Source organism: Bacillus sp. AFS001701, from assembly GCF_002559405.1.
Taxonomy (GTDB): Bacteria; Bacillota; Bacilli; order Bacillales; family Bacillaceae_G; genus Gottfriedia.
This window is the reverse complement of sequence record NZ_NTZO01000328.1, coordinates 1-12,794: the sequence shown is the minus strand read 5'-3', so window position 1 is coordinate 12,794 and position 12,794 is coordinate 1. Positions and strand designations below refer to the sequence as shown.

At 32.8% G+C, this 12,794-nt stretch carries 12 protein-coding genes and 3 pseudogenes; 13 read left to right on the top strand and 2 right to left on the bottom strand.

The annotated features are described in order from the left end of the window. Positions 1 to 362 precede the first annotated feature (362 nt). Positions 363 to 740, top strand: a complete 378-nt coding sequence (locus CN514_RS19180) for a response regulator transcription factor (protein ID WP_176525976.1) — start codon at positions 363 to 365, stop codon at positions 738 to 740. 770 nt (positions 741 to 1,510) lie between these two features. On the opposite strand, the gene CN514_RS19175 is transcribed toward CN514_RS19180, so the two are convergent. Further along, a complete protein-coding gene (locus tag CN514_RS19175; RefSeq protein ID WP_098233972.1) occupies positions 1,511 to 2,230 on the bottom strand; it encodes a hypothetical protein in 720 nt (239 codons plus the stop codon). Positions 2,231 to 2,432: 202 nt separating this feature from the next. Here CN514_RS19175 and CN514_RS19170 point away from each other — a divergent pair, with 202 nt between their 5' ends. Further along, the gene (locus tag CN514_RS19170; protein WP_098233971.1) at positions 2,433 to 3,407 is read left to right on the top strand and encodes an NAD(P)-dependent alcohol dehydrogenase; all 975 of its coding nucleotides are present in this window, start codon (positions 2,433 to 2,435) and stop codon (positions 3,405 to 3,407) included. A 141-nt stretch (positions 3,408 to 3,548) separates the two neighbouring features. Here the strand turns inward: CN514_RS19170 and CN514_RS19165 are convergent. Beyond that, positions 3,549 to 4,172, bottom strand: a pseudogene (locus CN514_RS19165) (tyrosine-type recombinase/integrase). Between the two features lie 295 nt (positions 4,173 to 4,467). Here CN514_RS19165 and CN514_RS19160 point away from each other — a divergent pair. The 11 genes and pseudogenes from CN514_RS19160 to CN514_RS19115 form a co-directional block, all read left to right on the top strand. Then, a complete protein-coding gene (locus CN514_RS19160) occupies positions 4,468 to 5,043 on the top strand; it encodes a TetR/AcrR family transcriptional regulator (RefSeq protein ID WP_098233970.1) in 576 nt (191 codons plus the stop codon). 503 nt (positions 5,044 to 5,546) lie between these two features. Beyond that, complete coding sequence (locus CN514_RS19155; RefSeq protein WP_098233969.1) at positions 5,547 to 6,719, top strand: MFS transporter; 1,173 nt, start codon at positions 5,547 to 5,549, stop codon at positions 6,717 to 6,719. Between the two features lie 405 nt (positions 6,720 to 7,124). After that, positions 7,125 to 7,556, top strand: a complete 432-nt coding sequence (locus tag CN514_RS19150) for a universal stress protein (RefSeq protein WP_176525975.1) — start codon at positions 7,125 to 7,127, stop codon at positions 7,554 to 7,556. 175 nt (positions 7,557 to 7,731) lie between these two features. After that, positions 7,732 to 8,046, top strand: coding sequence for an iron-sulfur cluster biosynthesis family protein (locus CN514_RS19145; protein WP_098233967.1), 315 nt, complete (start codon positions 7,732 to 7,734; stop codon positions 8,044 to 8,046). A gap of 107 nt (positions 8,047 to 8,153) precedes the next feature. After that, positions 8,154 to 8,264 (top strand): annotated as a pseudogene (locus CN514_RS27035) (hypothetical protein); the annotation flags it as partial. Between the two features lie 228 nt (positions 8,265 to 8,492). After that, on the top strand, positions 8,493 to 8,627 hold the full coding sequence (locus CN514_RS26635) for a hypothetical protein (protein ID WP_286141757.1): 135 nt from the start codon (positions 8,493 to 8,495) through the stop codon (positions 8,625 to 8,627). Between the two features lie 435 nt (positions 8,628 to 9,062). Continuing rightward, on the top strand, positions 9,063 to 9,491 hold the full coding sequence (locus tag CN514_RS19135; protein ID WP_098233966.1) for an organic hydroperoxide resistance protein: 429 nt from the start codon (positions 9,063 to 9,065) through the stop codon (positions 9,489 to 9,491). Positions 9,492 to 10,209: 718 nt separating this feature from the next. After that, positions 10,210 to 10,389 carry an MFS transporter gene (locus CN514_RS19130; protein WP_098233965.1) on the top strand — a complete coding sequence of 60 codons (180 nt, stop codon included), beginning with the start codon at positions 10,210 to 10,212 and terminating at the stop codon, positions 10,387 to 10,389. A gap of 256 nt (positions 10,390 to 10,645) precedes the next feature. Then, positions 10,646 to 11,065: a hypothetical protein gene (locus CN514_RS19125; RefSeq protein ID WP_098233964.1), complete on the top strand. Its 420-nt coding sequence runs from the start codon at positions 10,646 to 10,648 to the stop codon at positions 11,063 to 11,065. A 305-nt stretch (positions 11,066 to 11,370) separates the two neighbouring features. Further along, entirely contained in the window at positions 11,371 to 11,670 is a 300-nt protein-coding gene (locus CN514_RS19120) for a hypothetical protein (RefSeq protein ID WP_098233963.1), read from the top strand. A gap of 52 nt (positions 11,671 to 11,722) precedes the next feature. Beyond that, a pseudogene (locus CN514_RS19115) lies at positions 11,723 to 12,364 on the top strand (fructose-bisphosphatase class III); the annotation flags it as partial. Positions 12,365 to 12,794: the final 430 nt, after the last annotated feature.

Genomic DNA, 12,794 nt, shown 5'->3' with positions numbered 1-12,794 from the left:
TCTATAAAAGATCTAGTGAAATATTATATTTTTAAAAGGTCATCACTTTAGTGGTTTAGCTTTTTAGAATTTTACGAAAGTTTACAACTTAGAAACAACTGATGGTTAAATTTGAAATAATAATTCAATATTATTAAACCATCAAGAAGAAAGGAGTAATTTAAATGATTGAAAATGACAATACAATATCAACAATCTCACTTTTTTTTTACTGGGCAGTTGTTTCTTATAAAGAAACCATGTTATGCAAATATAACTTAATTAATCTAAAAAGAAAGTGAGATTTACTTCTGTTAATTTTTATTTATATTAAAACAATATTTAATATAAGTCATAAATTAACAATGAATTTAGGTGAGTCCATGAATGTGAAAATATTAATTGTAGATGATGAAAAAAGTATAGTAGAATCCTTAGCATATGCTTTTCGAAGGGAAGGATATAATGTAGAAACAGCATTTAATGGCAAAGAGGCACTCGAGAAAATTTCTGTTTTTCAACCAGAAATTATGATTTCCGATATTGTGATGCCTGTAATGAATGGTTTAGATTTATGCAAACAAGTTGGAAGTAAAAATTGCATGGGCATTATTTTACTAACCGTTAGGGATGACATTATAGATCGGTTATTAGGATTAGAGTTTGGTGCTGATGATTATATAACAAAGCCTTTTGATATTAGAGATCTACTTGCAAGAACAAGCTTACTATTACAAAGACTAAAAAAGGAAATGAAGTAAATAAAAAAACAATTTGATAATTAATGAATTGAATTAATTTTGGCGAAAAGAAAATATTATGAGAAGTTAATTGAATTTACACCAAAAGAAGTTTGATTTAATATTATTACTGACTGCATTTACCGTCGTGATGAATTACTTGATTTAGTATAGAGAATTGAATACATGGTGTAACTCGAACAGTCGATATTCAAATTCAAGGCTGAACCAAAAGATAGATATGCAGATTTTCACATGATTGTTGCTTGTATATAATTTCTTTTGGAGCACTGAAATTATTTCTGACTATGTAGGAGATACAGAGGAAATAGAAGTAAAACATGAAGGTGAGTTTTGGTTTATCGGTGAATTAGATTAAAAACTAATAATCTTTTTTCAATTACTATGGGAGTACGATTTAAAACTCCCATTCACTGTTGTGAATAATCTGACTCATGGATGGCTAACGAGCGCGTTAGTTGTATAATGATAGGCTGCTACGGCAGTCTATTTTTTATTGTGTTAAATGGCAGTATAGTTGAACAAGGAATTACTAAAAAAACATAGAATATAAGAAAAAGTAATAGGTGATTGGAAATGGGGAACCAGGAAAACTATTGTGAATGACGATGACATAGCGATGCAGCTTGATCAGTTTGCCAAGCAAAAACGGGTGAATAAATCGGATTTACTGGAAGTCACCATTTTGGATTTGTTTGAACGGTATCAATAAAAAAGGGTGAAGCTTACTGCTCCACCTTTTTTGTGATATAAGAAATTATATGATCGAGTCAACTAAACCGGATGTTGCTTATATCGATCGCAACGAACAGCATATCGCGAACTGGTTCCATATTGGGTCCGCGTAAATAAGCGCGGCGTTTTGTAGGATAATGAAAGCCTTCAACCTCGATGTAGTCGTCGATATATTGCGCCGCCGGAAAGCTGCCTGCGACATCAACATGATAGTCGTGTCTGCGCAGGTGTAAATCAGCGTCAAAATAGAAGTCCTGCTCCTTACTGTGACTAGCAATGTTATTGGGAAATCTTACACGCAATCCTCGCCAAGTCTCATTGCCTTCTTGCCAGGATGGGATTTCGCTGACCTCAAACCCCGGCATCATCATGAAAAAAGGTGTAGTCAGGTATGTCCACATTGCGTATCCATTGAAATAGGCTCGATGAAGTGGATTCCATGGTGTGTTCATCGTATGATTCGCAAACGAGGTCCTAGGATCGTCCTGCTCGCGAATGACTTCCCCGGACAGGGTTTCAATCGCAATACGATCGGGGCTGAAGGAAGTCCGCCAATCCGGTTGACCGAAGGGAGTGAGAGATGCGACTTCAGAGTGAAGCGCGACTGTCATCTCACGAGGATTAGAGTCTTGAACGAGCCCTTTCAATGCCCATAAACTACCACCGGTGACGATCGTGGCAGTTAATGAATTATATTTTTCCCAACGGTTTAACCCGCCATGCGCTTCTATTACTTGTATCAACAATTCGTTCATATGTTCCTCCTTGTTGCGGATTGAGTTACGTCTATTTAAGTATTGCCTTTTATTCAAAGTTTAGAAGTTTATTTTCAGGATAGTTGAACAAGGAATTAACAAAATAAAGGAGAAATAATATAATGTTCAACATATATTTTAGAATTGGTATTCATAAAATTTTTTATTTTTTACCAAACCTAAATGTAAAGGAGAACACTTAATGAAAGCGATGGTATACAATAAATATGGAACAACTAACGTTCTTAATTTAAAAGAAGTCGAAATACCTGCTTTAAAAAACAATGAAGTATTGGTAAAAGTTTATGCTGTATCTGTAAATTCTTGGGACTGGGATCTCATGAGAGGTAAACCATTCCTGGCTCGTCTTGGGGGACTGCTAAAACCAAAATATAAAATACTCGGTGCTGATATAGCAGGGAGGGTTGAAGCAGTTGGCAAAGATGTAAAACACCTCTTTGAAGGAGATGAGGTATTCGGAGACATTTCCTGGTGTGGTTGGGGAGGATTTGCGGAATATGTATGCGTTCGTGAAGATGCATTGACGTTGAAACCAGCTAATATGACATTCGAGGAAGCAGCTGCCATTCCACAAGCAGCAGTCCTGGCCTTGCAGGGGCTTCGTGATAAAGGACGGATTCAGGATGCACAAAAGGTTTTAATTAATGGTGCTGGTGGAGGTGTTGGTACGTTTGCATTGCAAATTGCCAAATTATACGGTGCTGAAGTAACATGTGTGGACAGTACGAGGAAATTGGATACCCTAAAATCCATTGGTGCAGATCATGTTATTGATTATACTCAAGAAGATTTCACCCAAAACGACCAGTTTTATGATCTGATTCTCGATGTTGTAGGAAATCGGTCGATTTTCGATTACAAGCGTTTATTAAATCCTAAAGGTACATATGTCATGGTCGGAGGTTCCTTGACTCTAATCTTTCAACTTCTGTTCCTTGGACCCTTGATTTCTAAAACCGAGAATAAGAATATGTCTATTCTTGTTCATAAACCAAACAAAACTGATCAAAATTTTTTAATGGAACTTTTTGTGGCAGATAAATTAGTACCAGTTATAGATAGACGATATTCGTTAAGTCAGGTGGCAGAAGCTATCCGGTATCTTGGAGAAGGACACGCCAAGGGCAAGGTTATCATCTGTGTAGAACATATTTGATACTATATAAATTTTAGATTATATGTGCTTTCAATTTAGTACATTATGTATTTTTATAATACTTATTTCTTATTGAACTGATATGAACGAAACTGTCAAACCACTACCCCAAAATTATACTTAAAGTAGGTTTCATTACGTCTAGCCTGTCGTCTCATTGTTTACATGACCTAATAAACTTTGAATAACTTCAAGAGGAGCACCATTATCCATTAAATGAGTTGCATAACTGTGTCTAAGTTGATGTGGGGAAATTTCTTTATTATACTCTAAACGTAAAGATACATTTTTAATGATATATCGTGTTTGTGCGATACTTAATCTGTGAGGGGCTCTCTCTGTTACAAATAATGCGACATCTTCATCTTTTCGCTCAATTAAATACCTGTTTATCCAAATTTCAGTACGAATATTGAAGTAAACTTTTCTTTCCTTATCACCTTTCCCTCGTACAACAACGGAGTTATTAGACCAATTTATATCTATTCAATTTATTAACACAATTTCACCTATCTTACATCCTGATGAATACATAAATTCAATTATTGCATGTTCTTTTGCAGTTTGACATGCTTCGCGAAGGTGTTCAATTTCTTTTTCAGTTAAAAATTTAGGGATTCGAATTTCTGACTTCGGTTCTTTTAGTTTTGAGGAAGGATTTCTTTGGATTGTACCTTCTTCATGCGCCCACCGAAAAAAAGAATTAATAAAACGTACGCGATGTGCCAGACTTGCAGGCTTTAAGGTAGCACCTACCCTAAGGATAGTAAATCAGGTGTTCCAAAATTTAATATGAATATAAAAGTGCCAGCGAATATAACCCAGTTAAATTCCCAAGTCAGCAATAAAGGATTACCTGTTTCACAGGGTATGGAAACTAACGAAGACGCCTATTAATCTAGAAAATACTTAATCGTTTAACATAATTAACGAACACTTATTAAACCGCAATTTTGAATTTAGAATCCTTTATCTGTCAAACTCCTTTTAAAAAGTGTATTGCTGATTATACAATGTTTATTTTTAAGTATGCTATAATCTTTCAAAAGGAGGTACTAGCGTGGCAAGACATAAGGAATATGATGAAAAAGAAGTTTTACAAAAAGCAACGGAACTATTTAGGTATCAAGGTTACGAAAAAACCTCATTGCAAGATCTTGTTTCTCATATGGGGATTCACCGAAGAAGTTTATATGATACATTTGGTGACAAACATACACTATTTATTAAAGCATTGGAACATTATGATCACAAAATGAAGAAAAAAATGGATATACAAGTTAAGAATTCATCAACTGTGAAAGATGCTATTAGAAGTATATTAGAAATGGCCGTATACCAAGATAACGAAAAATCGGTTGGTTGTTTGACTATTAATAGTGCAGTTGAGTTGACTTTACATGATCAAGAAGTAGCAGAAAAAATTGAACAAAATTTTTCTAAAACAGAAAAAATTATACTTGAATTACTATTACGTGGACAAAATTCAGGAGAAATTCCTAAACACCATGATATAGATAAACTATCTCAGTTTATTCATAATTCTTTTGTAGGTTTACGAGTATTAGTCAAAACAACTAACGATAAAAATAAACTTAAAAATATTATTGATACGACACTCTCTATATTAGATTAGGACCGTATTTCTATTTTTATAGTGAATGAAAATAGTTAACTAAAGACAGTTAACTTCTTTTGTTGCTATTTATTTTAATAATCATTTGAGAACAAACGGTAAAAAAATTCTTTACCTTTCGTTCTCGATATGTTATAAATATAAACGTCGAAGGAAGTTAATAATTGCATTGATGAATAGCCAATAAACAATTAATAGTATCGGAAACTAATATAAATAGCTTTTATGTATTGAGTTTCGAAAACAAGCGTTAATTAAAATACAATTATCGGAGCATGAATTCAGCCTGAAATTTTTATATTAATTGATTTAGACTGCGATTCTTTACAGATCGTGATATTCCCGAAACGTGAGTATATCCTTTTGGATAATCACGGAGTTATAGAGGTTTGCATATTTAAGAATGAGCATTCTCAAAAGATGAACGAATGGCATATAGAGTATGCAAATTGTTAATAATGTTATAAAAGATAAGAATTAAATTTTAAGTATTAGAGAGGAAAATGAATGTGAAAAGAATGTTATTAGTTATATTATTGATGTCTTGTGGAGCAACTTTTGTAACTCCATTATTTCCGCTGTATAGCGAATATTATCAATTAAACAGTTTGCAAATTACGATTTTGTTTGCTATCTATGCTGCATTCCTGTTACCGACTCTACTTGTTGTGGGGGCAAAAGGAAGTGCTTGGGGACTGAAAAAAGTTCTTAGCATTAGTATTTTGATTTCAATAGTTTCAACTTTGCTCATGATTGGTAGTACAGAAGCTTGGATGATCTATGTTGGAAGAAGTTTAGAGGGAATTGCGTATGGTTCGTTTACTGGTACGTCTGTGGCTTTTCTAATTAGACAATCAGATCCAAAAAAAATTGGTAAAGCTATTAAATATTCTGGAGTTACTGTACTTGTTGGCTTTGGACTTGGACCAGCAATAGCAGCTTTCATGTTACAATATTTACCTATTCAACCACTTAGATTACCTTTTTGGATATTAATTGGATTATTAATTATCTCGATTTTCATACTAGAATCTCTACCAAAGGATGTAGTTTCAAAAGAACAAAAGCTTGCAAAACATAAGATATCACTTGGGGTTCCAAAAAAAATACGTTCTCACTTTTGGTCGATGTCTGGACTTTCTATTTTTACAGTATTTACGATCCAAGGAACAGCACTTGCTCTAATTCCTACTTTCGTGAAAAATGTTATTCAAACATCTAATTTATTTATTTCTGGTTTGATCTTTTTAATTCTATTAGGTGGTGGTGCATTCGCACAGTTTATTCCTAGACCTACTCAACCTGTTACACGTATTAGATGGGGGATCTTGCTTTTAGCTATTGGTTCTTGGTTGATTGTTATATCTGGTTTTATAGCAAGTTTACCATTATTATGGATCAGTATATTCATACAAGCACTTGGTGGTGGGTGGACTTTCCAAAATGCACTATTTTTTGCAGGGCAACTGCCTGAGCCTGAAGCGAAACCACGTGTGATTTCGGCTTTCTGGATGTGTGCGTATATAGGATTCATTGTGCCTCCAGTTTTTGTTGGAGCACTTACTCAATTTTTCAATTTAAACATTTCTCTTGTCGTGCTAAATCTGTTTTCTTCCTTGATTGTCGTTTATGTATTGTTGTATTCAGTTAGATTTAAACAAGTCACTTCCAGTTAAACGTGAGACATATAGTACAACAGTTCCAAATAAAGGAGCTTCAAGATGATATGTAATAATGAACGGAGAGGGGGAATGCAAACAAACCATTAATTTTTATTTGGATAATTGAGAATGAACGTTCTCAATCGGGGTCTTCAGCTATTAGTTACGATTAAAGCAACTGCAAATATGGTTTTATAGATAGGAGAATCTCCTCTATGATTTCGCGATCAATGGAAAAGTTGCGCATACAATGGAAAACTTTGAGGGATTCTATTAAAAAGCATCAAATTTAAATATGTTATTGATCGACCGTCAAGTTTTTTCATCAAAGCGGAGGATCAGATCTGATTAATAAAAAAGATAATCACCGTCATGGGTTTAATCATAAAAATAAGATTTTATAAAAAGGGGAGTAACAATATGTATGAACGATTTTTGGTTCCAGTTGACGGATCCGAACACTCTAAACATGCATTGAAATCGGCAAAAAAGTTGGCGCAAAACATGGGGATAAATGCCCGTATAACGCTTCTTAATATCATTCCTAGTAACAATATCAACAATATCAATACATTTGCTTACGGAGTGGATATTGAACAATTGCAAGTAGAGGAAGTTAGGAGGATTTTAGATGAATCCGCACAAGTCCTTTCAGGATCATCTATTCAATATGATAGCGAATACCATATAGGAGATCCTGCAGAAATGATATGCAAGAAGGCAAAAGAGGGAGATTACGATCTTATCGTAATGGGTAGCAGGGGACTTAGCCTCTTTTCAGAACTGCTCTTGGGAAGTGTAAGCCATAAAGTGGTCCAGCATGCGAATTGTGCTGTAATGATTGTAAAGTAAATAAGAGGTGATCGTTACCCCAAGTACTAAGAGAAAAAGTACAAGAAGTAAGCCAGGTTTTATTATAGAGTTTTTAAATGGGGAATTAATTAAGCAAGCTAAATCGTATGGATATGATTAGTGTAATTATGGTTTTTTGTTAGAACAATATCCTTACTGTAAGGAAGGTATATAAGTGGATTTTCAAATAACTGATTCTGCAAAGGAAGTATTGTGCAATAAAATGGATGAAAATCAATTTATTCAATTGTCATTTGATCGTGGAAGCTGTGACATAGTAAATAATATTTACGAAATGAAAGTTATTAACAAAAGACCAAATGACGCATATGAAAAAATTTTAACAGTAGATAATATTGAATTTTTAGTTAATAATGACTTTGAAGAAGTGTATGATAATCAATTAGTAATAGATTATTTAAACGGATCATTTATCTTTAAAAATAAAAACCAAATATTTAATAATAAAATAGGCCTTAGATATGTTTAGTATTAAACACGCGCCATAGGTAGTCATTAAATATTAAGGTTGAAAAAAAGTTGAAGAGGTAAAACCTGGAAGGTGATTTAGCATCCTAATGGAGAGGGTAAGTCCCACTCTCTGGATTAAAATATCTTGTTGGTATAACAATGGATTATGTCAATAAGAATGCTTTTCAAGGTACCGTTTTAGCCCATGTAGATGGAAATGTTCCAAATCTATCTGTAGAGTTCTTGGTAAACCTGGTTATGAAGCTGAAAAAGCTGAATTACTAAAACGTATTAATAAATAAAAGCATCATAAAAGCACCTTTATCCAACTGATTATAGAATAAAGTGAACCCTCTAAGTGGGACACAAGAAAAAACACCTTTTATGTCGTATAGTTAAACTATATTTCATAAAGGGTGTATTTTTTATGGGGATGATTCAGATATTAAGTGGAAAGCTGTAAAAATGAATGAGGATGGCTTTACGAATAAAGAGATTATGGAAACGTTAGGAATAAAAAATGTTTCACAAATTAAAAGATGTATGAGGTGGTACCGAGCCGGGGATACACATCGATTTAATCAGCCAGTTGGTAAATAATATACTTTTAATAAAGGTATAGAAGAACTTTCGGAAATTGAAGCACTTAAATTAAGAGTTAAACAACTTGAGATGCAGAATGAAATACTGGGAAAGTTAAAAGGGATATCAAAAAATTAACGAAAACAGGTATTGTAAAGGTATTAGAAGCACTTTAAGTAAGAAACCCAATTCGAGAAATGTTAAAGTTTCTTGGGTTCCCAAAAAGTAATTATTACCGTTGGAAAAGACAAAAGTGACAATACTTAAGGATGAAACGAAGTGGATTGGGTAGTTTAATAACATTAAATTGTGTCAATCAATTTACATGATGCCAAATTCTAGATTTGGGATTGTCTTAATAAATTTGAATTCCTTAATTAGGATATCAATAAAGATAGATGGAAATAATAGGTAGAGAAAAATGAAAATTTACACAAAAGGAGAAAATAACAAATGAATCAACAACCATTATTTACATCTACAGCAACTGCTGCTGGAGGAAGACAAGGCAGAGTTGAATCGAGTGATGGAAAGATAAAATTTGATCTCGCAATGCCAGGAAGTCCAAGAGCAAAAGAGTTACCAAACGCTACCAACCCGGAACAACTATTTGCATCTGGATACTCCGCCTGTTTTGATGGTGCATTACAGCACGTGGCTAGGAAAGAGCATATAAAAGTCGAAACACAAGTAACTGCAAATGTAAATTTCTTAAAAGATGAAGCGGATCAAGGTTTTAAAATATCTGTAACGCTACAAGTAAAAGGAACTGGAATTGAAAAAGAAAAATTAGAAAATCTTGTGCATAAGGCACACGAATTCTGCCCATATTCAAAAGCAACAAAAGGAAATATTGATGTAACACTTGAGGTTATTGAATAATATGGATTCAGTACTTTTTTAAAAAGAATTATGTCAAATGTAAGACTTCATCATTTACTATAGTTCTACAGTACAAATTATTAATTAGCTCAATGTTGAATGGTATTTTTTAGGTTTTATTCTTCTATTTGAAATACCTCCTATTATATATATGTATTTAAACGATATTTGGATAGATTTAAATGGAGGGTATTCGACTCTATTAGTCTTTTCAGGCTTGTTTTTATTTATTATTTTCACAAGAAATAAATGAATTCATATTGAATTAACTCATACCTTGGTCAAGAACATTAGATTTGCTTCAGTAATTTTTGAAGTACAGGGCAATCTAGTTAGCAAATTTAATTAACTCACCAAAGTTTAGATGGTTAAGGTTATTTTTTATAATACTTAACTACCATTTGTGTTCGTATAACAAGGTCATCCGTCTTACTGGTTGACCATTTTTTATGCTTCTATCGTTATAGTAGCTGGGGCAGAACGGAGCAGGTTAGGGCAATAATAAAAAGAATTTTTTTCTTGAGGCATAAAGTATGATTTTGGAATGAAGAACAAGAGGATGCGACCGAAAAAGATATTGACAAAAACTTTTATTTAAAGAGGTTAGTGGTTTCAAATTATCTTAAAGTTGCCGATTTCTATTACTATGGCTTATTGGTTAAATGTAACTAAGTGGTTACACATAATGTATCTAGAGGCTCGAAAGGAGTTTACTTGTATGAATTATCGCATATTGGCGTTAGGAACATTCGCCACCGGTATGGAAGGTTTCACGATTGCTGGTTTGCTTCCCGAGCTTGCTCAAAATTTAAACTTTTCTGTATCTGTGGCTGGACATCTCGTCACTGTTTTCCATTGCCTATGCTCTTGGTTCACCGTAAAGGATGAAAATGTTTGAATTTAGTTGAAAAAAACTAGAATATTTCATGGTGTTGAATTTTAAATCTAAAACCAGATGGGTGTTCAACTATTCAGTTAAGGTGTTGTAACCTTGCAACAAATCGATATTATGTCATGTTATGCAACTAACTGGCGCGTTAGTTGTTCAACGATAGACTGCTTCGGCAGTTTTTTTTTGCCATTAATTAAAAACTTTTATTTTTTACCAATATTTACCTCTGAAAAATGTACAATGTATGTAGGAGGTGATAATTTTGAAGTTGAATAGGATATTCTTTTGTCTAATTTCAATTTTTTTAATCATAGCACCAGGATGCTCGAAAGAAAAAGAAACTGAAAAACAAAAGATTTTGGTTCAAAAACATATTAATCATATATACGAGAACTTTAGAGAAGTTACAAAAGACAAAGAAGTTTTAAAAGCACAAGAAATATTTAGAAATGCTGATTGGAAAGACATGGACGCTAATATGCCCCGTCCACCTGAATACGAATTGGTTTTTCAGTTTAAAAATCCTGATATTCAAGTAAAACAAATTCTATACAGAGTATGGGTCAATTCTAGCAATGACAAGATGGAAGTAACAAAAAGTGGCGGATATGTTCAATTATCTAGAGAAGATTCAATAACTTTATTTGAAATTATTACTGGAGACAAATTAAAAAATAAATAAAAAGAGCTAGTGATCCTATATTCATGGAAACAAGTTAGATTGGAAAATCCTAAACATATTGAACTAACTCCGCGCGTTAGCTCAACAACGATGGACTAAAAATAGAATTAAATTACATGCGAATCTTGGAATGAAAATGCTAAAAGATTATACGAAAGATGACATTTGCAATCCCTCCTTTCCTAAGACTATTGTTTTCCTATTCATAAAATATTATCATTCAACGTGCTTCAAATAGGTCAATATAAGCATAATTCTACACTTTTAAGGAAAACGTAATAAAAAAATGAATGGAGGAAATCGAAATGAGCACTGAAAATCCTAATGACAGTTATCCATTTCCAATTTCAGGAGTAGATTTAGATTCTAAGAACAGTGTGAAATTAAATGAGGATACATATGAAGTGTATGTAAATGATGAGCTTGTCGGACATAAAACATTAAAGAGCGCTGGTGAAAAGCTTTCTGATATTGAGGACTTTTTAAGTCATCAAGGAATTAATGATTTTTCTTCTGCAGTGAGAGGTGACCATTATTTAATTCATACTAGTGGAGACTTCGAACATTTGAAAAATGCATTATCCGTGTATTTTGAAAATCGATAGTAAGCAATTTGTTAAGCAAATTCTTTATAATATAATTTGAAGCCCCTTAAAGTATGCAGGTCGTGAGTTACTTGATATTTTTGAACATTATTTACGACATGCTTTTGCACATCCTGAAGAGACAGAAGATCTCGCAACAGATATGGTCTGTTATTTATGGACAGGAGAATATTCATCATTATTTGGGAAAAGAGCAATGACGACCTTTGAAAGGTATTTCATTAAAGAAAAAGAAACCCATAAAGAGACTAAGAACCCATACTACCATTTACGCGAAAAAGAGGAAATCTGCAGTAAAATTTTAGCAGAAATGAATCTTAATCCTAACGTAGGTCATATAATAAACAGCCATACACCTGTTAAAGAAATAAAAGGAGAGAATTCAATTAAAGCAAACGGAAAGTTGATTGTCATTGATGGAGGATTTTCCAAGGCATATCAATTAACAACTGGTATTGCTGGATACACTTTATTATATAATTCCTGCGGTATGCAACTTGTCGCCCATGAAAAATTTAATTCAAAAAAAGATGTTCTACTAAAAGGGTCAGATGTTTTATCAGTAAAGAGATTGGTGGAAAAAGAACTCGAGAGAAAAAAAGTTCTAGACACTAATGAGGGAGAGCGATTATTACAGGAAATATCTGCTTTAAAGAGTCTGTTGGAATATCGCTATATTAGTTTAGACAAGTGATAATCCTTCAGCACCTACTTCAACTTTAAATAAGATTTATATTGCGTACTTTTTAATAATAAGTATCTTAGGCTAAGTTATTTTAAATTTCATTTTTCGAATTTTTTCGTTCGAAAAGAATAATAAATATACTTGGATGATATTTATGGCTATTTAATTTTAATTCCATTAAGCGTTAATTTATAACCTTTTTATTGTTTAGATAATCATTATGAAATTGATTTCAATAAGTAAACCTAATTCAACTAACGCTCAGCGTTAGTTGAAGATCATGAGTCACAGAAGTGGCTCATTTTTTATTGAACAAACTTGCAGATTAGTTCAATAAGGATACTCATTTCGTATTAATTTCAAAAGGGGGGTTATTACAATATAAACTAAGAAATAATAGGTTTATTAAATTAATAATAAAGAAATAATAGGTTTATTA